This is a genomic window from Streptomyces sichuanensis, from assembly GCF_020328095.1.
Lineage (GTDB): Bacteria > Actinomycetota > Actinomycetes > Streptomycetales > Streptomycetaceae > Streptomyces > Streptomyces cinnamoneus.
The window spans coordinates 40691-58919 of sequence record NZ_JAIXMK010000029.1; the positions used below are offsets into that span (position 1 = coordinate 40691).

The 18229-nt window shown below is 72.3% G+C and carries 16 protein-coding genes; 10 read left to right on the forward strand and 6 right to left on the reverse strand.

Features of this window, described 5'->3' with window-relative positions; all coding sequences use genetic code 11:
- The first annotated feature begins 32 nt into the window (after positions 1–32).
- Together LE181_RS12040 and LE181_RS12045 are read left to right on the forward strand one after the other, a co-directional pair.
- A complete protein-coding gene (locus tag LE181_RS12040; protein ID WP_225661225.1) occupies positions 33–1034 on the forward strand; it encodes an N-acetylglucosamine kinase in 1002 nt (333 codons plus the stop codon).
- A 107-nt stretch (positions 1035–1141) separates the two neighbouring features.
- Positions 1142–2086 (forward strand): sirohydrochlorin chelatase family protein, encoded by a 945-nt coding sequence (locus tag LE181_RS12045; protein WP_225661226.1) that lies wholly within the window; start codon positions 1142–1144, stop codon positions 2084–2086.
- An 88-nt stretch (positions 2087–2174) separates the two neighbouring features.
- Here LE181_RS12045 and LE181_RS12050 read toward each other — a convergent pair whose 3' ends face one another.
- Both LE181_RS12050 and LE181_RS12055 read right to left on the reverse strand, forming a co-directional pair.
- Positions 2175–3236: a lactonase family protein gene (locus LE181_RS12050; protein WP_225661227.1), complete on the reverse strand. Its 1062-nt coding sequence runs from the start codon at positions 3234–3236 to the stop codon at positions 2175–2177.
- 148 nt (positions 3237–3384) lie between these two features.
- Entirely contained in the window at positions 3385–4881 is a 1497-nt protein-coding gene (locus LE181_RS12055) for an FUSC family protein (protein WP_225661228.1), read from the reverse strand.
- A 256-nt stretch (positions 4882–5137) separates the two neighbouring features.
- On the opposite strand from LE181_RS12055, the gene LE181_RS12060 reads away from it, so the two are divergent.
- Positions 5138–5620: an Lrp/AsnC family transcriptional regulator gene (locus LE181_RS12060; protein WP_225661229.1), complete on the forward strand. Its 483-nt coding sequence runs from the start codon at positions 5138–5140 to the stop codon at positions 5618–5620.
- A gap of 66 nt (positions 5621–5686) precedes the next feature.
- Here LE181_RS12060 and LE181_RS12065 read toward each other — a convergent pair whose 3' ends face one another.
- The gene (locus LE181_RS12065; protein WP_225661230.1) at positions 5687–6109 is read right to left on the reverse strand and encodes a YjbQ family protein; all 423 of its coding nucleotides are present in this window, start codon (positions 6107–6109) and stop codon (positions 5687–5689) included.
- A 205-nt stretch (positions 6110–6314) separates the two neighbouring features.
- On the opposite strand from LE181_RS12065, the gene LE181_RS12070 reads away from it, so the two are divergent.
- The 4 genes from LE181_RS12070 (at position 6315) to LE181_RS12085 (ending at position 10159) form a co-directional block, all read left to right on the forward strand.
- Complete coding sequence (locus LE181_RS12070) at positions 6315–7094, forward strand: thioesterase II family protein (RefSeq protein ID WP_225661231.1); 780 nt, start codon at positions 6315–6317, stop codon at positions 7092–7094.
- A gap of 148 nt (positions 7095–7242) precedes the next feature.
- Positions 7243–8007, forward strand: a complete 765-nt coding sequence (locus LE181_RS12075; protein ID WP_225661260.1) for a (Fe-S)-binding protein — start codon at positions 7243–7245, stop codon at positions 8005–8007.
- The gene (locus tag LE181_RS12080) at positions 8004–9473 is read left to right on the forward strand and encodes a lactate utilization protein B (RefSeq protein ID WP_225661232.1); all 1470 of its coding nucleotides are present in this window, start codon (positions 8004–8006) and stop codon (positions 9471–9473) included. The genes LE181_RS12075 and LE181_RS12080 overlap by 4 nt, the downstream gene beginning before the upstream one ends.
- Positions 9470–10159, forward strand: coding sequence for a LutC/YkgG family protein (locus LE181_RS12085; protein WP_225661233.1), 690 nt, complete (start codon positions 9470–9472; stop codon positions 10157–10159). Before LE181_RS12080 ends, LE181_RS12085 begins: the two co-directional genes overlap by 4 nt.
- Here the strand turns inward: LE181_RS12085 and LE181_RS12090 are convergent.
- Positions 10156–11433 (reverse strand): amidase, encoded by a 1278-nt coding sequence (locus tag LE181_RS12090; protein WP_225661234.1) that lies wholly within the window; start codon positions 11431–11433, stop codon positions 10156–10158. The genes LE181_RS12085 and LE181_RS12090 overlap by 4 nt on opposite strands.
- Positions 11434–11530: 97 nt before the next feature.
- On the opposite strand from LE181_RS12090, the gene LE181_RS12095 reads away from it, so the two are divergent.
- Together LE181_RS12095 and LE181_RS12100 are read left to right on the forward strand one after the other, a co-directional pair.
- Positions 11531–12673 carry a CaiB/BaiF CoA transferase family protein gene (locus LE181_RS12095; RefSeq protein WP_225661235.1) on the forward strand — a complete coding sequence of 381 codons (1143 nt, stop codon included), beginning with the start codon at positions 11531–11533 and terminating at the stop codon, positions 12671–12673.
- A 186-nt stretch (positions 12674–12859) separates the two neighbouring features.
- Positions 12860–14029 carry an SGNH/GDSL hydrolase family protein gene (locus LE181_RS12100; protein WP_225661236.1) on the forward strand — a complete coding sequence of 390 codons (1170 nt, stop codon included), beginning with the start codon at positions 12860–12862 and terminating at the stop codon, positions 14027–14029.
- A gap of 61 nt (positions 14030–14090) precedes the next feature.
- Here LE181_RS12100 and LE181_RS12105 read toward each other — a convergent pair whose 3' ends face one another.
- Complete coding sequence (locus LE181_RS12105; RefSeq protein WP_225661237.1) at positions 14091–15887, reverse strand: ABC transporter ATP-binding protein; 1797 nt, start codon at positions 15885–15887, stop codon at positions 14091–14093.
- Between the two features lie 138 nt (positions 15888–16025).
- Between LE181_RS12105 and LE181_RS12110 the strand changes: the two genes are divergently transcribed.
- Positions 16026–16469 carry a MarR family winged helix-turn-helix transcriptional regulator gene (locus LE181_RS12110; protein ID WP_225661238.1) on the forward strand — a complete coding sequence of 148 codons (444 nt, stop codon included), beginning with the start codon at positions 16026–16028 and terminating at the stop codon, positions 16467–16469.
- A 36-nt stretch (positions 16470–16505) separates the two neighbouring features.
- Here the strand turns inward: LE181_RS12110 and LE181_RS12115 are convergent, their stop codons facing one another.
- Positions 16506–18119 carry a peptide-N4-asparagine amidase gene (locus LE181_RS12115; protein WP_225661239.1) on the reverse strand — a complete coding sequence of 538 codons (1614 nt, stop codon included), beginning with the start codon at positions 18117–18119 and terminating at the stop codon, positions 16506–16508.
- Positions 18120–18229 lie beyond the last annotated feature (110 nt).

Genomic DNA, 18229 nt, shown 5'->3' on the forward strand with positions numbered 1-18229 from the left:
CGGGTCGGCCCGGTCGGCGCCCGCGGGGCCGGGTGACGGACGCCGTGGGCTCCCCGTCCGGACGGATACTGGCGGTCGACTCGGGCGGCTCGGGCCTGAGGATCGCCCTGGGCCGAGCCGACGGAGCGGGCGAGGCCCTGGCGTGGTCCTCGCCGGTGCCCGTCGGCACCGGCGGCAGGGGTATCGACGCGCACGGTCTCCTCGACCGCGTGCTGCCCGCCGCCCACGAGTTGCTGCGCAAGAGCGGGTCGCAGCGGTGCGAGGCCGTCTGCGTGGGCGCCTCCGGCATGGCCACCCTCGGCGACGACCTGCGTGCCGTCCTGCCCGACGCGCTCCGCGAGGAGCTCGGGGCGCACCGGCTCGCACTGGCCTCCGATGCGGTGACGGCCTACGCGGGCGCCCTCGGGCAACGGCCGGGCGTGGTCATCGCCGCCGGCACGGGTCTGGTCGCGCTCGGGGCGGACCTGACGCCGGAGGGCGGCTGGCGGCGCGCGGACGGCTGGGGGCACCTCCTGGGCGACTGCGGCAGCGGCGCCTGGATCGGACGGGCGGGCCTCGACGCGGCGTTGCGCGCGTACGACGGGCGCTCCGGCGGCTCCCACGCACTGCTGGCCCGCCTGGAAGCCGTGTTCGGCCCGGCGCCGCAGCTGCCGGGCAAGCTCTACCCACGCCCCGACCGGCCCGCCGTCCTGGCCTCCTTCGCCCCCGAGGTCGGCCGGTGCGCCGCCGACGACCCCGTCGCGGCGGGCATCCTGCAGGCAGCGGCCCGGCACATCGCCGAGGCCGCCGCGGCGGCATGCCCTCCGCCTCAGCCGCACCGGGCCCGCGAGGCGGCGCTGACCGGCGGCCTCCTCCGGGTGGGCAAGCCCCTGCTCGGACCGTTGCATAAGGAATTGCAGAAGCAACTTCCCGAGGTGCGGACCGTCCCCGCAGCGGGCGACCCCCTGGCGGGAGCGCTGCACGTCGCAGCAGCTCTGGCGACCGACAGCCTGACGCTTCCGGCCGACGGGACGCTCCTCCGCGTCGTTTGCTGATCACTTCCGCCCTCCCCCGGAAGAACCCCTGAATAAATCCGGACAGACCTTGATCAGATACCCCCACCCGAACGTACGAGTCCTATGAACGGCTAACATGCGGCGCCATGAGCTCCCCCACTGGGCCCGCACACGGCCTGCCTGTACGAATGCCGCGTCCCCGCCAGCCCGGACGGCACCGGCGGCCGGAGCCGGCGGCCGCTCCGGCGGGTGCGCCCCCGCTGGTGCTCGCCGTACCCGGGACGCCCGGCGTCGCCACGCGACGCCTCGCCGAGGAGTCCCTGAGCATCGCCCGCTCCGAGCTTCCGGGCCTGGACGCCCACGTCGGCTACGTGGACGCCGACGGGGACACCGAGGACTTCCCCGCCCTGGACGCCGTCCTCGCCCGCATCGCCTCCCGGCGCGCCGCACGCGCGAGCGAGGCCCGTGACCCGGAGAGCGGCGAGACCGCGACCGACGCCTGGGCGCAGGCGCCCGACGCCGTCGTGGTGCCGCTGCTGGCCGGTCCCGACAGCGCCGTGCTCCGGCGGATACGCCAGGCCGTCATGAACAGCGGCTCCGCGAGCGAGCTCACCGACACGCTCGGCCCGCACCCGCTGCTCGCCGAGGCGCTGCACGTACGACTCTCCGAGGCCGGCCTGGCCCGCGCCGACCGCGCCCGACTGTTCACGGTCGCAACGGCCGCCGACGGCATCGTCCTGGCGACGGTGGGCGGCGAGGAGGCGGTGCAGGCCGCCGGCATCACCGGCATGCTGCTCTCCGCCCGCCTCGCGGTGCCCGTGCTGGCCGCCGCGCTGGACGAGGAGGGCGCCATCGCCCGTGCCGCCGACCAGCTGCGCGGCTCCGGCTCCCAGAGCCTGGCGCTCGCCCCGTGCCTCATCGGCCCCGAGGTCGACGAGACGCTGACCGCCATGGCCGCGAAGGAGGCCGGCTGCGCGGCCGCCGAGCCCCTGGGCGACTACCCCGCGATCGGCAAGCTCGCCCTGGCCAAGTACGCCGCCGCACTCGGCATCGCCGTCCAGCCGGCACCGCAGGGCGCGCCGGTCCGCTGACGCACCGCCGCACACCGCACGAGAGGGGCTTCCACCGCCGGAAGCCCCTCCGGCGCTTTCCGGGGCGACGTGGGTGTTCTTCCCGGCTTCAGGCGAAGAGCACGCAGGACGCCGCCGGCACGGCGACGGAGCCACTGCGCGTCGGTATGCCCGTGTCGGGGTCGACGGTGAACCAGGTGACGTCCCCCGACCGCTCGTTGGCGGCGTAGAGCAGACGACCGTCCGGGTGGGCGGACAGGTCCCGGGGCCAGTGGCCGCCGCAGTCGACGGTGGCGCGCAGTTCGAGGCGGTCGCCGGTGGCGTCGAGGGCGAGCGTGGCGATGCTGTCGTGGCCGCGGACCGCCGCCCACAGGAACCGGCCGTCGGCGGAGACGACGGGCGCCGACGGATACGTCACGGCTTCCACGCCGACGGGCAGGACACGAACCGTGCCCACCGGCTCCAGGAGCCCCTTCGCCGCGTCCCACCGGCACGCGGTGACCGTCGGCTCCAGCTCGTTGAGGACGTAGACCCGCTCGCCGCCCGGGTGGAAGACGAGGTGCCGGGGGCCACTGCCAGGCTGTAGCGGCGTCTCGTGGTGCGGTCTGGGGACACCGGTGAGCGGGTCGAGCACGTAGCTCCACACCGAGTCGGTGCCCAGGTCGGCGGAGAGCACCCAGCGCCCGGACGGGTCGGGCACGACGGAGTGGGCGTGCGGCCCCGCCTGGCGCTCCGTCACCGGCCCGCTGCCGCGGTGCGCGAGCACCGCCGACGGCGCGCCCAGCCCTCCTCCGGTACGCACGGGGAGCGCGCTGACGCTGCCGGAGCCGTAGTTGGCGGTGAGCAGCCAGGATCCGGCGACGGCCAGGTGCGTGGGGCCGTCGCCGCGCACGGCGACCGGCACGCCGAGCGGCTCCGGACGCGCGGGGTCGGCCAGCGAGAAGGCGGCGGCCGCGCCCTCGTCGCTCTCGCTCACGGCGTAGAGCACGTCGCCACCGGGCGAGAGGGCGAGGTACGAGGGGTTCGCAACGGCATCCGTGGCGTACACCGGCGTCAGCGCGCCCGTGTCGCCGTCGACCCGCGCGACCGTGAGCCCCCGGCCGCCCGCCTCCGTGAACGAACCGATGTAGGCGTGCAGCCTCCGCTGCCCGCCCTGTCCCTTGTGCGCCATGACCGCCGCCTCTCCCCCACCGGAACACTGTGTGCGGATGACGCTACACGGAGGCACTGACAACGGTGCGTGAGGCCCTGGCCCCGGACAGCCACGCCCGTGCCCGGGCTCCTGTCCGGGCCCGGGGGTGACCCGGCCGCGGCCCGTCTCAGACCTTCGCGAAGACGCCGCGCGGCTCGTCCTGCAGCGGCCTGGCCAGCGAGGCGAGTGCCGCCTCCAGGTCGTGCAGGTGGGCGAGGGCGCGCTCCGCGCCCGGGTGGTGGTGCGGGCCGGCGGCGAGGTCGCCGGCGACCGGAGGCTCCTCCGAGGCGGCCAGGGCCAGCAGCGCGGCCTCGACCCGACGGCAGGCGGCGGTCAGCCGCGCGTCGTGCGAGGCGTCGGGGTCGGCCGCCACCTCGGCCAGGCCGCGGGCCTGCCGTGCGCAGTCGTCGAGGTGCGCCATGACCTGCCGGGCCCGCTCCTTGCGGGCCCGCAGCGGGCTGAGCGGGTGGAGCAGGGGCGCCACCGAGACGCGGACCCTGCCGAGGAGCAGTTCGAGCTCGGCGACGTGCGGGGTGGGGTCGGCGTCGTCGTCGCCCGCCAGCCGCCGGGCGGACGCGGCCGTGCAGCGCCGCATGCACAGCAGGGCCCGCTGGATCCAGGCGTCGGTGGCGGCGTGCGTGGTGACGGGCAGGACGAGGGCGACGGCCAGGGCAGCACCGGCGGCGCCCACCAGGGTCTGCTCGAAGCGCAGCGCCAGCAGGCCGGGGTGGAGCACGCCGAGGAGGCCGTAGAGGAGACCCGCCATGACGGTCACGAAGAACATCATCCAGCTGTACGAGGGCGCGGCCGTGTAGAAGATGCCGAAGACGCAGACGGCGACGAGGGCGGCGGTGGGGGCGGGCGCGCCGTGCAGGGGCACGGCGACGAGCAGCCCGACGGCGATGCCGGCCATCGTGCCGATGACGCGCCGGAAGCCACGGACCAGGGTCTCGCCGCGCGAGGCGGTGTTGACGAAGATCCACCATGCGGTGCCGACGGCCCAGTACCAGCGCTCGTCGGAGACGATCTGGCCGACGCCGAGGGCGACGGCACAGGCGAAGGTGGCCTGGAACGCCTGCCGGGTGGTCGGGCGGGCCAGGCCGCGCGCGGCCGCCGGGGCCGGCGCGGCGGGCGGCGGGGTGCGGCGCTCGATGCACCACAGCCCGAAGCGGACGAGGCCGGAGGCGACGAGGGCCATGGCGACGGCCGCGTACAGCCCGGGCAGCTGGGCGGGGACGGCGTGCAGGAACTGCGCCGCGAAGAACTGCATGAAGCCGAAGATCCCCAGCGCCTGTCCGCGCGCGCCCCAGCGGCGCGCGTACACGCCGCAGAAGACCACGGCCAGGAAGGCCGCGTCGCGCACCAGCGGCATGCCGTGCAGGGCCGTGGCCAGCGCCAGGACGGGGAAGCCGACGACCGGGAGCAGGGCGGTGGTGACCGCCTGACGCCGTACGGTCGGGTCACCGACGGTGAAGAGGGCCAGCAGCGCCGCCAGGCCGCCCAGGATGACGGCGGGCAGCGGCAGGCCGGCCAGCTCGGCGACCGTGATCGCCGCGCCCACGCCGAGCACGGCGCGCGCGCCGGTACGGAGCCGGTACCGGCCCGGATCCGGAGCCACGAACATCCTCTTCAGAGCGGCCGCCCCCTTCTGCCCGCGCGCGCCTCCGTGCACGCCGGAGGCGCGCAGGGGTGCGCATGCATAGGAAAGGCGCTGCGGGGGTCCGGATGCGGCTTCCTTGCCGTCCGGCGCAGCCCAGCGCAACGCCATTGATGCAAAGAGGAAAACATCTGGAGCTCAATGGCTCAAGACCTCTCTGTTTGAGTGAGCCATTGGTACAGTGCGAGGCCCGGAACACCGACCAGAAGGGAGCCGATGGCCCATGGCCGTGGACGCACTGGACGCCAGGATCCTGCGGTTGCTGCTGGAGCAGCCCCGGACGAGCGTGCGGGAGTACGCACGACTGCTGGGCATCGCCCGCGGCACGCTCCAGGCCCGTCTCGACCGGCTGGAGCGGGACGGCGTGATCACCGGCACGGGGCCACGGCTGTCCGCCGCCGCGCTGGGTCATCCGGTGCTGGCCTTCGTCCACATAGAGGTCACGCAGGGCCGGCTGGACACGGTCGCCAACGCCCTGGCCGACGTGCCGGAGATCATCGAGGCGTTCTCGATCACTGGGGGCGGCGATCTGATGACGCGCGTCGTCGCCCGGGACGCGGCGCACCTGGAGGACGTGATCCAGCTGCTCGTCCAGCTGCCGGGGGTGGTGCGCACCCGCACGGAGATGGTGCTGCGCGAGCGGGTGCCGTACCGGATGATGCCGCTGGTGGAGGAAGTCGGGCGGGCGGCGCAGCGGGGGGCCTGAGGGAGCGGACGGGGCGGGCCACCGAAGCCCACCCCGCCCGATGCCGGTCTCCGTCCCCTCCGGCTCTCACCCGAGGAACGACAACCGCACCTTCCGGTCGGGATTGTCCACGTTGGTGTCGACGAGAACGACGGACTGCCACGTCCCCAGCTCCAGCCGGCCGCCGATGACCGGCAGAGTGGCGTGCGGCGGAATCAGCGCGGGAAGCACGTGGTCGCGGCCGTGGCCGGGGCTGCCGTGGCGGTGGCGCCAGCGGTCGTCGGCCGGCAGCAGGTCGTGCAGGGCGGCGAGAAGGTCGTCGTCGCTCCCCGAGCCGGTCTCGATGACCGCCAGGCCGGCCGTTGCGTGGGGCGTAAAAACATTGAGCAGGCCGTCGCGCCCGTGGGCGGCGCCGCGCAGGAATTCCGCGCAGGCGTCGGTGAGGTCGTGCACGGTCTCGTGGGAACCGGTCCTTACGTCGATGACGCGTGTGGTGAAGGTGTCAGCCATGCTCCACCGCATACCCGCCGTACGCGGGCGGCGGCAAGGCGACGGGCCGGAAGGAGGCCCACGGAATTCCCGGCCGCCCTCCTCACGGTCCGCGCGGACCGGCCCCTCGCGCGTGGTCCTCACAACTCTAGGGAATTGCGCGTTCTCCATGCGATGCACTGGTGTCCCCGGAACGTGCTCCCTCGTGCTGAAAGGACCGAAGCTCATGACCATCACGGGCCAGTCCACCGACCACTCCGCGGCCCTGTGGCTGCGGCGCTACCACCCGGCCGCCGACAGGGACGTGCGGCTCGTCTGCTTCCCGCACGCCGGTGGATCGGCCAGCTTCTTCCACCCGGTGTCGGCCACGTTCTCCGCCCGCGCCGACGTGATCGCCCTGCAGTACCCGGGGCGGCAGGACCGTCGCCGCGAGCCGTGCCTCACCGACCTCGGCACGCTGGCCGACCGCGTCACGGAGCAGCTGCTGACGCTGGACGACAAGCCCACGGTGTTCTTCGGCCACAGCATGGGCGCGGTGCTGGCCTTCGAAACGGCGTGGCGGCTGGAGCAGAAGGGCGTCGACGCGCCCCGGGCCGTCATCGCCTCGGGCCGCCGGGCGCCCTCCTCGACCCGCCCCGAGACGGTGCACCAGCGCGACGACGACGGCATCATCGCCGAGCTTCGGCTGCTCAACGGCACGGACCCGGGCGTCCTCGGCGACGACGAGATCCTCAGGATGGCGCTGCCCGCCATCCGCGGCGACTACCGGGCCATCGAGACCTATCACTGCGAGCCGGAGGACCGGGCCGTGCAGTGCCCCGTCACCGTTCTGACCGGTGCCGACGACCCGCGCACCACGCTCGACGAAGCGGCGGCCTGGGAGCGGCACACCCGGGGCGCGTTCCGGCTGGAGGTGTTCCCCGGCGGTCACTTCTTCCTCGCCGGCCAGCAGGCTGCCGTGAACGCCGAGATCTCGCGGGAACTCGAAAAGGCCGGGAACAGCTGAGGCGTACGCTGCCGGCCGTCGTCCGCCCCGGCGGCTGAACTCCACGAGGATCGTGGGGCTGAAGGTGACCGTGTCCTTCACAGTCGTCTCCTGGTGCGGCAGGATGAGGCGGCAGATGATCATCGGCCGCGAGGGGATGTCGGACGTCATGCGCGTAGGGCTGTTCGTGACCTGCGTCAACGACACGCTCTATCCGCGCACCGGCCGGGCGGTCGTCTCGCTGCTGGAACGGCTGGGTGTGGAGGTCGACTTCCCGGCGGCACAGAGCTGCTGCGGCCAGCCCCTGTCCAACACCGGCTACCGGCACCGCGCCGAGGCGCTGGCGCTCCGGTACGCCGCCGCTTTCCGGGGCCACGAGTACATCGTCACTCCGTCGGCGTCGTGCGCCGCCATGGTGCGCGACGGCTATCCGAGGATCGCTGCCCGCGCGGCCGCCGAAGGCCGGTCGCGTGCGGAAGTGGAGCGCCTGTCGGAGGCGGCGGCGAGCGCCGCCCCCCGGACGTACGAACTGACCGAGTTCCTGGTGGACGTCCTGGGAGTCACCGACGTCGGCGCGTACTTCCCGCACACCGTGACGTACCACCCCACCTGTCACGGGCTGCGCATGCTGGGGCTGGGTGACCGTCCACGGCGCCTGTTGGAGCACGTCAGGGGTCTGGAGTTGCGGGAACTGGCGGGAGCGGAGGAATGTTGCGGCTTCGGCGGCACTTTCGCCGTCAAGAACCCGGCCGTCTCCGCCGCGATGGGCGCCGACAAGACACGGGCCATCAGGGACACCGGTGCGCGAGCAGTGTGCACGGTGGACAACTCCTGCCTGATGCACATCGGCGGCACCCTCAGCCGCGAAGACTCCGGTGTGCGCCCGGTGCACATCGCGGAGATCCTGGCCAGCACCGAGGGAAGGGTCCTGTGAGCCGGACGTACGTGGGCATGCCCGCTTTTCCCCGCGCCGCCGCCGTCTCGGCCGGCGACACCACACTGCGCGCCAATCTGCGGAACGCGACGCACACCATCCGTGCCAAGCGGGCCGAGGCCGTCACCGAGCTGGACGACTGGGACCGGCTGCGGGCCGCCGGAGCCGCGGTCAAGGACCGGACGCTGCGGCACCTCGACCACTACCTGCTGCAACTGGAGGAGAACGTCACCCGCGCCGGCGGCACGGTCCACTGGGCGGCGGACGCGGCGGAGGCGAACCGCATCGTCACCGAGCTCGTCCAGGCCACCGGGGAGAGCGAGGTCGTCAAGGTCAAGTCCATGGTGACCCAGGAGACCGGGCTCAACGACGCGCTGGAGCGTGCGGGCATCCGTGCGTACGAGACCGACCTCGCCGAACTGATCGTGCAGTTGGGCGACGATCTCCCGTCCCACATCCTGGTCCCGGCCATCCACCGCGGCCGCAGCGAGATCCGCGACATCTTCCGCGAGCGCATGGCCGACTGGGGCCGGCCCGCGCCGGACGGGCTCACCGACCGCCCGGCCGATCTCGCCGAGGCGGCACGGCTCCACCTCCGCGAGAAGTTCCTGCGGGCCAAGGTCGCCGTCTCCGGTGCCAACTTCATGGTCGCGGAGACGGGCACCCTGGTGGTCGTCGAGTCCGAGGGCAACGGCCGGATGTGCCTCACGCTGCCGGACACGCTGATTTCCGTGGTCGGCATCGAGAAGACCGTGCCGACCTGGCGTGATCTGGAGATCTACCTTCAACTTCTTCCCCGTTCCTCGACTGCCGAACGCATGAACCCGTACACGTCGACGTGGACCGGCACCACCGCCGACGACGGTCCCCGCGCCTTCCATCTGGTGCTGCTGGACAACGGCCGCACCGACACGCTCGCCGACCAGGTCGGCCGGCAGGCACTGCGCTGCATCCGCTGCTCGGCCTGCCTCAACGTCTGCCCCGTCTACGAGCGCGCCGGCGGCCACGCCTACGGCTCCCCCTATCCCGGCCCCATCGGCGCCATCCTCACCCCTCAGCTACGGGGACTCAGCTCCCCCCTTGAGGAATCCCTGCCGTTCGCCTCCTCCTTGTGCGGCGCCTGCTACGAGGTGTGTCCCGTCGCCATCGACATCCCGGACGTGCTGGTCCACTTGCGCGAGCGGGTGGTGCAGGGCGGCGAGGCGACGGTCCGCGGCACCCGTACCGTCATCAAGCCGGCGAAGGGCCACACCGTGGAGCGCGCCATGATGCGCACCACCGGTTGGGTGCTCGACCATCCCGCCGCCCTGCGCCGCGGACAGCGCCTGGCCGCCCGTGCCCGTCGCATGCTGCCCCGGCAGCTACCGGGCCCCGGCCGCGCCTGGTCGGACACCCGTGACCTGCCCGACGTCCCACCCGAGTCGTTCCGCGACTGGTGGGCGCGAACCCGTGGCGGTGACGCGTGACCGCCGCCCCCGGCCCCGGCACCCGCGCGTCGAATCCCTCCAAGGAGCGGATCCTGGGCCGGATCCGGCGCGCCCTGGCCGACGTGCCGTCGTACGAACGCCCGTCCGACCACCCCGTTCCTCGCGACTACCTGCACACCCACGGCAGCCGCACCCCCGCCGAGTCCGTCGACCTGCTCGCCGACAACCTCAGCGACTACCGGGCCACCGTCCACCGGACGGACGCGGCGGGGCTGCCCGCTCTGCTCGCCGAGCTGCTCGCCCGGCGCGGTGCCCGCAGCGTCGCCGTCCCGCCGGGCCTGCCGAGCGGCTGGCTGACGGATACGGCGGTCGAGCCGGTCGTCGACTCCCCCTCTCTGACGGCCGGTGCCCTGGATGCCGTGGACAGTGTGGTCACCGGTTGTGCGCTGGCGATCGCCGAGACGGGCACGGTCGTTCTGGACGGCGGCCCGGACCAGGGGCGCCGTCGCATCACGCTCGTACCCGACCACCACGTGTGCGTGGTGCGGGTCGCGGACCAGGTGGTGGACTCGGTACCGCAGGCCCTGGAGCGGCTGTCGCCGGCCCGGCCCCTGACCTGGATCTCGGGCCCGTCGGCCACCAGCGACATCGAACTGGACCGGGTCGAGGGAGTGCACGGCCCGCGCACCCTGGAAGTCGTCCTGCTCATCGAGGACGGCCGCTAGCCGCGTACGCCGCCGCCCTGGCCGGGACGTGCTATCGCCTCGACCCAGCCCGCCATGGCAAGCAAATCCTCGTCGGCGCTCGGTGCCGCCACCAACTGAAGCCCGAGCGGCAACCCGTTCGCAGCCGAGCCGGCCGGCACGCTCACGGCGGGCATGCCGGCGAAGCTCCACGGCAGGCACATGACGGGGTTTCCCGTGCTGCCCAGCCCGCGCGGGGCCGGGCCGGTCGCGGCGGGGGTGAGCCAGGCGTCGACGGACGCGTCCGCCATGGCGGCCCGGACGCGCTCCCGGAAGATCTCCCGGGCCCGCAACGCAGACTCGTACGCCTCCTTGTCGATCTTCTGGCCCGCTCTGATCGCACGTACCGTCTCGTCGCGGTACAGCTCGCCGTAGCGCGCGAACCAGGTGCCGTGTACCTGGGCGAGTTCGTAGCGGTTGATGAGGAACTGCTGGGCGACGACGTCCTCGAAGTCGCCGGGGAACGGGATCCTTCGCACCGTACAGCCCCGGTCCGCCAACTGCCGCGCGTGATCGCCGAAGGCACTGCGGGCCTCAGGGGCGGCCCGTTCGAGATACGGCCCGTCCGGAACGCCCAGCACCGGCCCTGCCACGGTGGGCACCACCGGCCGCCAGTGGTCGCACAGGGCTCGCGCCGCCGGGATCACCCCACCCACGTGCGCGGCGAAGAGTCCGACCGTGTCGAACGTCGGAGCGTTGGCGATCACTCCCCGGGTGGGAACGCGGCCGTACGTCGGCTTGAACCCCACCACCCCGCAGTAGGCCGCGGGGCGGAGCACGGAGCCGATCGTCTGTGTACCGACCGCCAGCGGGACCATGCCCGCGGCGACGGCCGCGGCCGATCCGCTGCTCGAACCTCCCGGCGTGTGCTGCGGATGGTGCGGGTTGCGCGTGGGCGCCGGCGCACTGACCGCGAACTCGGCTGTGGCCGTCTTCCCCGCCACCAGTGCGCCCGCACGTCGTAGCCGGTCCACCAAGGGTGCCTGCCGTCCGGCCAGCGCCTCGGGCGGGAGCGCTGATCCGGCGCGTGTGGGCAGCCCGTCGACGTGAATGATGTCCTTGACGCCCACGGGGACGCCGAAGAGCTCCGGCCGGTCCGCCGGGTCGGGCCATCTCCGCAGGACGGCAGCGCCTTCCCTCCGTAGCCTCTCCCGGCGCCCGGGCTCGCTCACGAACGCCTCCACGTTCGCGTCGGACTTCTCGATGCGGTCGCACATGCCGTCGGTGTCCATCACGTCCCCTCCCTCGTCTTCCATGAACGCCAGGCTACGAGCGGAGATTTCGGCGTGCTGCGGACTGTCCACAACCCCGGCCATATGATCAGACTGCTGGGGGGAATCGGGAGGAGCCGAGTTGGAACTGCCACTGCGCGGCATCACCGTCGTCGCCCTCGAACAGGCCGTAGCCGCCCCCTTCGCCACCCGCCAGCTCGCCGACCTCGGCGCGCGCGTCATCAAGGTCGAACGTCCGGGACGCGGCGACTTCGCCCGGGACTACGACCGCAGCGTGAAGGGGCTGTCGGCGTACTTCGTCTGGGTCAACCGGGGCAAGGAGAGCCTGGTCCTCGACCTCAAGGACGGCTCCGACCGCTCACTGCTCGACCGGATCCTCGCCGGTGCCGACGTGTTCGTCCAGAACCTCGGCCCCGGCGCGGCCGCCCGACTGGGCCTGGCCGCCGACGGTCTGCGCGCCCGCCATCCACGCCTGATCACCTGCGACATCTCCGGGTATGGACCGGACGGCCCGTACCGGGACCAGAAGGCATACGACCTGCTGGTCCAGTGCGAGGCCGGGCTCGTGTCGATCACGGGCAGCCCCGACTCACCGGCCCGGCCCGGCATTTCCGTCGCCGACATCGCCGGCGGCATGTACGCCTACACCGGCATCCTCACGGCCCTGTACGAGCGGGAACGCACCGGGGAGGGCTCGGCCCTGTCCGTCTCGCTCTTCGACGCCGTGGCGGAGTGGATGGGCCACCCCTACTTCGCCCAGTCCTACGGTGGTTCCCCGGTTGCCCGCAGCGGCGCCCGCCATCCGTCCATCTCGCCTTACGGGCACTATCGCTGTGGCGACGGCGCACGGGTGTTCCTGAGCGTGCAGAACGATCGCGAGTGGATCAATCTGTGCGAACTCGTGCTCAGAGAGCCCGGTTTGGTTCGCGATCCGCGCTTCGCCGACAATCCGCTGCGCCACGCCCATGACGAAGAACTGACGGCCGTCATGGAGGAGTGCTTTGCCTCCCACACAGCGGACGGCGTCCTCGCGCTGCTCGACGGCGCGGGAATCGCGCATGCCCGCCTCCGGACGGTGGCCGAGTTCGCCGACCACCCGCAGTTGGCCGCCCGGGAGCGGTGGCGTGATTTCGGCTCGCCGGCCGGTCCGCTGCGCGGCCTGCTCCCTCCGGTGGAGGTGGCCGGTCGTGAGGCTGCCATGGGTGCCGTACCCGCGCTCGGCGAGCACACCGAGGCGATCCGTGCGGAGTTCGGGCCGTCTTGACCGTGCAGGCCGTCGCACGAGCCCTTGACCATACAGAACCCACGGAAGCCCTGGCCGCCCCAAGGGTGACCCTGCCAGTGGTACGCAGGCGTTGCCTACGCAGCACGGAGGTCTGGGTGGCGGGTGCGACCGACGACAGGCTCTTCCTGACAGCGCACCACACACCAGGAAGGGCCGGGTGGCAACATGAACGAGGCACAGCAGTGGTCGGCGGGATGGTCGGCGCCGGTGCAGCGGCCGAGCAGCGGTTTCGAGGAGAACTGGTCCGAGGCCGGGTTCGACCGGCAGTCCGTGCGGCAGGTCGTACGCGTGACGACGAGTGGTACGCAAGCACGCGTGCGGCTCTCGAATCGTTTCGGCGACAAGCCGCTCACGGTCAGCGCCGCCAGTGCGGGTCTGACGGACGGGGGTGCCACCCTCCGGCCGGGCACGCTGCGGGAATTGACGTTCGACGGAGCTCCCTCCGTGGTCATACCGGCGGGCGGTGAGGCCACCAGTGACGGCGTGGAGCTCCGCGTGGAGCGGTTCGACTCCTTCACCGTCACCCTGTACTTCGCCGAGCCGACCGGACCCTCGACCTTCCACGCGCAGGCGTACACGGACAGCCACCTCGCCGACGGCGACCGTACGGCCGACACCGGCGGCGAAGCCTTCAGGGAGCGGACGCACTCCTGGTACTACCTCTCCGACGTCGAGCTGACAGGTGACGAGGCAGCGCGTCATGAGTCGGTGGTCGCCTTCGGCGATTCCATCACCGACGGCTTCGGCTCCACCGTGGGAGCCGACCGGCGTTACCCGGACGCACTCGCCGGGCGGATCGCCGCCGACGGCCTCCCATGGGGAGTGGTCAACGCGGGGATCGGCGGGAATCTCATGCTCCACGACTCCCTCTGGTACGGCGACGCGGCGGTGTCACGCTTCGAACGTGACGTGCTCGACAAGCCCGGCGTCCGTTCGGTGATCCTCTTCGCCGGTCTCAACGACATCGGCTTCAGCGAGGTCGACCTCCCGACATACAAGCCCGCTCCCGACGTCCCGGTCGCCGACCTGGTGGACGGCTACCGTGCGCTGATCGCGCGTGCCCATGAGCGGGGCGTCAAGGTCATCGGTGCGACCCTGCTGCCGTTCAAGGGAGCGGAGTACCACACTCCGCGTGCCGAGGCCAAGCGCGTCGCGCTCAACGACTGGATCCGCACCTCCGACGCGTACGACGCGGTGGCCGACTTCGCCGCGGTTCTGGCCTCTGCCGACGACCCGGAGGTGCTCGCCGCGGCCTTCGACAGCGGCGACCACAAGCACCCCAACGACGCCGGGTACCGCGTCATGGCCGAGGCCGTCGACCTCGGTTCGCTGTGACCGGGACCCGGGAGGGACGGGCCGAGCGGTCGTACCGCCCGGCCCGGCGAGGGTGCCTCGCTCAGACGTTGGCCGTGAGGTGCGTGTCGCGCCGCACCAGCGAGGCGTAGCGCCCGTTGTCCGCGAGGAGTTCCTGATGCGTTCCGCGCTCGGCGATGCAACCGCCGTCGAGGACGATGATCTGGTCGGCGTGGCGGACCGTGGAGAGCCGGTGGGCGATGGTGATGGTCGTCCGTCCGGCGGACAGGGCGTCGATGGCCTGCTGGACCGCGTGCTCGGTATGGGTGTCCAGAGCGCTGGTCGCCTCGTCCAGGATGAGGACGGGCGGGTCCCGCAGGATGGTCCGGGCTATCGCCAGACGCTGCTTCTCACCGCCGGAGAAGCGGTAGCCGCGCTCGCCGACGAGCGTGTCGTAGCCGTCGGGCAACGAGGCGATGTAGTCGTGGATCTGAGCCGCTTCGGCCGCTTGCCGGATCTCCTTGTCCGTGGCCTCGGGTTTGGCGAAGCGGAGGTTGTCCGCGACGGAGGCGTGGAAGAGGTACGTCTCCTGGGAGACGACGCCCACGGCGCGGGCGAGGGTGTCGAAGTCGAGGTCGCGGACGTCGACGCCGTCGAGCAGGACCCTGCCGCCCGTGACGTCGTACAGCCGGGGCACGAGATAGCTCAGGGTGCTCTTGCCGGAGCCTGTGGGTCCGACGACGGCCAGGCTGCCGCCGGCGGGAAGGGCGATGTCGATGTCCTTGAGCGCCGGGCTGCCCTGGTCGTACGAGAAGCTGACGTCCTCGAAACGGACTTCGCCCCGGATCTTCTCCAGCCGCACCGGGTCGGCGGGCTCGGTGATCTCCACGGGCAGGTCGAGGTATTCGAAGATCCGCTGGAAGAGCGCGAGGGAGGTCTGCATCTGCACGCCGGTGGAGAGCAGGCTGACAGTGGGCCGGAACAGGCCCTGTTGGAGGGAGACGAAGGCGACGAGCGTGCCGAGGGAGATGTCAGGGCCGCCCGTCTTCAGGGCCAGGCCGGCCGCCCAGTAGATGACTGCGGGCATGGCCGCCATGACGACGCCGATGGTGGACATGCGCCACCGCCCGGCCATGCTGGTGCGCACTTCGAGGTCGACGAGCCGCTCGGACTCGCCGGCGAACGCCTTCGTCAGGGAGTCGGACCGGCCCATGGTGCGGCCGAGCAGGATGCCGCTGACGGACAGTGATTCGGTGACCATGGAGGCCATGGCGGCCATCTGTGTCTGGCGCTTGGTCGTGATCTTCCTGCGCTCGTCGCCCACCCGGCGGCTGACCCACACGAACACCGGCAGCAGGAGGAGGGTGACGACGGTCAGCCGCCAGTCCAGGGCCACCATCGCGATGACCGTGGCGATGACGCTGGTGAGGTTGGACACCAGGGACGTCGCGGTCGAGGTCACCGTCGCCTGCATGCCGCCGATGTCGTTGGCGATGCGGGACTGGACCTCGCCGGTGCGGGTGCGGGTGAAGAAGGCGAGCGGCATGCTCTGCAGCCGGCCGTACACGGCGGTGCGCAGGTCGTGCATCACCCGCTGGCCGACGGTGGTGGAGATCAGGGTCTGCAGGACGCCGAAGACGCTGTTGACGACCGCGGCGACGATCATGCCCAGGGCGAGCAGGGTGAGCAGGCCGGTGCGGCCGCGGGGGATGGCGACGTCGAGCACCTCGCGCAGCATGAAGGGCGAGGCGACCGTGACCAGGGACGAGGCGGCGACGAGCAGCCCCACGAGGGTGAGCCGGCCGCGGTAGGGGCGGAAGAGACGGAGGATGCGTCGCACCTGAACGGGCTGCTCCGGGTCCCGAGGAGGTGGTGTCCAGTTCGGTTCGTCGTGAGGCATGAGCTCCTTCAGCGAGGTTCGGTTCTGCATGCGGACGTACACCAAGCATGGAGAACGCCGATAACACTGGCGCCGAACAGAGCATAGCTCACTGTTACCTATGCTCACAATGAAAGGGGTCCTGATAGCATTGCGATCATGACGGCCCCCGACACGTCCGGCCAGCTCGCCGAGCAGCTGCTGCGGCTGACCCGAAGGCTCCACCGCGCACAGAAGCGCTATCTGGATCCCGTCGGCATCACCCCCGCCCAGTCGCGGCTGCTGCGCACGGTGGCGCACTACGAGACCCCGCCGCGCATGGCGGATCTGGCCCAGCACCTCGAAGTGGTGCCCCGGGCGGTCACGACGCTGGTCGACGCCCTGGAGGCCAACGGTGCGGTGCGCCGGGTGCCGGACCAGTCCAATCGCCGGGTCATCCGCATAGAGCTCACCGACGAGGGACGCTCGACGCTGCGCGCCCTGCGGGAGGCGCGCAGGGCGGCCGTGGAGGACATCCTCGCCCCGCTCAGCACCGAGCAGCGCGACGTCCTGGGCGGCCTGCTGAACGAGCTGCTGGCGGGCCCGGACCGCGGCACGCCCTGACGGCGCGCGGCGGCCGCGGACCCGCCGGACCGGCGGTCAGCAGCGCTGCCGGTCCTCCGTGAGCTCTCCCTGGGCGGTGGCCAGCGTCCGGTCGTAGCAGGCACCGGGGCCGAGGAGGCGGTAGCGCTCGCTGGAGACTCCCGTGGCGTGGCGCTGGTCGCGCGGCACGTTCTGGTTGTACGCCGCGTCACCCGTATAGGTGTCGTCCATACGTGACCAGCCGACGTGCTTGCCGCCGCGCAGGGTGACGCCGTCGGCACGGTCCCCCATGGTCATGACCGTACGCAGGCGGTCCCCCGCGCCGACGGACGTCTCGCCGTCCATGGTGTAGACGCGGTGATGGGCGGTGGTGGTCGACGGGCCGCGGCCGGCGACGGTGACCGTCTCGTCGTCGCTCCAGCGGGCCTTGAGCGCGTCCGTCGACTCCCCGTCGGTCCAGCGGTGGGCGGAGGTGCCGGCCAGCGTCCGGGTGACGGTCGTCGTGACCCGGCCGTGCGAGGTGTCGAGGTAGCCCGCGACGGTGAGGGAATGGCCGCCGTCGGACGTCAGCCGGTGCTCCTTGCCCGGCTCGTACGCGGTGGTGTTCGCGGGCTTGCCCTGCCGGTGGACGGTCACCGCGCCGGTGACCCGTTCCGCCTTCGCGTCCTGCCACACCAGGACGTTGGTGGGCACGCTCCAGCCGCTCTGCCCCGCGGGCACACCGGCGACCGAGATCGCGATCTTGTGGGGCTTGCCGTCGTTCAGCTGCCCGGCGAAGGGCGTGAGGTCGTACTCCACCGGCCGGACGTCGAAGGCACGCGGGCCCGGAATGACGTACCAGAGGAAAGGATTGGACCACCCACCGGTCCAGACGGTGGGGAACGGTGCCGCGATGCCGGCGAGCCGCCCGTCCACCGACACCTGCACCTCGCGGTAGGGGCCGTCCTTCGCCTTGCAGGAGTACGGCGCCGCGTCCGGAACGGTGAGGTACCAGAACTCCTCGCAGCCGCCGCCCGATCCGGTCGCGTACACCTCGGCGACGATCCGCTCGCTGTTGCGCGGCGTGGTCAGCAGTCCCTCGTACACCGCGCCCGCGTTGTGGGCACCGTCCAGGGTGAGGACCCGGTCGGGGGTCTGGGCGGGCTTCACCCGGCCCTCGGCACTGTAGAACGTCAGCGTCACCTTGACCTTGATGACGCCGGTGTACGTCTCGTTCACCGTGTTGCCGATGAGCATCTCCACGGGCTGCGCGGTGCGCAGGGTGGAGGAGTAACGGGTGACGTCCTTCTCGACGTTCCAGGTGATGCCTTCGGGCGAGGGCTCGGGTGTCGAGGTGCGCAGCACCTCGACACCGCCGATGCGCAGGTAGCCCAGACGGTCGTACTGCCGCCCGGCCACGGCGCCTTCGAGTCGGAGGACGACCTTGTTCCAGCGGTCGCCGCAGCCCTTGGGCGGCAGGTAGGTGCCCTTGTAGGGCGTGTAGTCGCGGAACTCCGTTGCGGCGACGGTCGCTTTGCACGAGGTGGTTCCGGGTGTGGCCACCGGTGGGCCGGCGGTGATGGGGTCGTGCCAGTCGGTCCCGAATTCGGGCGGCGCCGCGGCCACGGCGGGGCCGACGCCAAGCGACAGGCCGGCGATGGCGGCGCACAGCGCGAGAAACAGTCGTCTCATGGGGCAGGAGTGAAGCGCCTGTTCGAGCAGCACACCAGTACGCGGCTGGCCTGATCCGCCGCCCGCTGCGGAAAACCAGTTGTGGTGAAAGCGCCCGAAGCGCGAGCCTT

What these genes read in the sequence shown, in the direction of transcription:
- LE181_RS12050 (WP_225661227.1), bottom strand. Translation starts at nt 3,236, where the DNA reads ATGGCGCACAAGGGACAGGGCGGGCAGCGGAGGCTGCACGCCTACATC.
- LE181_RS12105 (WP_225661237.1), bottom strand. Translation starts at nt 15,887, where the DNA reads ATGCCTCACGACGAACCGAACTGGACACCACCTCCTCGGGACCCGGAG.
- LE181_RS12065 (WP_225661230.1), bottom strand. Translation starts at nt 6,109, where the DNA reads ATGGCTGACACCTTCACCACACGCGTCATCGACGTAAGGACCGGTTCC.
- LE181_RS12115 (WP_225661239.1), bottom strand. Translation starts at nt 18,119, where the DNA reads ATGAGACGACTGTTTCTCGCGCTGTGCGCCGCCATCGCCGGCCTGTCG.
- LE181_RS12110 (WP_225661238.1), top strand. Translation starts at nt 16,026, where the DNA reads ATGACGGCCCCCGACACGTCCGGCCAGCTCGCCGAGCAGCTGCTGCGG.
- LE181_RS12070 (WP_225661231.1), top strand. Translation starts at nt 6,315, where the DNA reads ATGACCATCACGGGCCAGTCCACCGACCACTCCGCGGCCCTGTGGCTG.
- LE181_RS12090 (WP_225661234.1), bottom strand. Translation starts at nt 11,433, where the DNA reads ATGGAAGACGAGGGAGGGGACGTGATGGACACCGACGGCATGTGCGAC.
- LE181_RS12060 (WP_225661229.1), top strand. Translation starts at nt 5,138, where the DNA reads ATGGCCGTGGACGCACTGGACGCCAGGATCCTGCGGTTGCTGCTGGAG.
- LE181_RS12075 (WP_225661260.1), top strand. Translation starts at nt 7,243, where the DNA reads ATGCGCGTAGGGCTGTTCGTGACCTGCGTCAACGACACGCTCTATCCG.
- LE181_RS12055 (WP_225661228.1), bottom strand. Translation starts at nt 4,881, where the DNA reads ATGTTCGTGGCTCCGGATCCGGGCCGGTACCGGCTCCGTACCGGCGCG.
- LE181_RS12100 (WP_225661236.1), top strand. Translation starts at nt 12,860, where the DNA reads ATGAACGAGGCACAGCAGTGGTCGGCGGGATGGTCGGCGCCGGTGCAG.
- LE181_RS12045 (WP_225661226.1), top strand. Translation starts at nt 1,142, where the DNA reads ATGAGCTCCCCCACTGGGCCCGCACACGGCCTGCCTGTACGAATGCCG.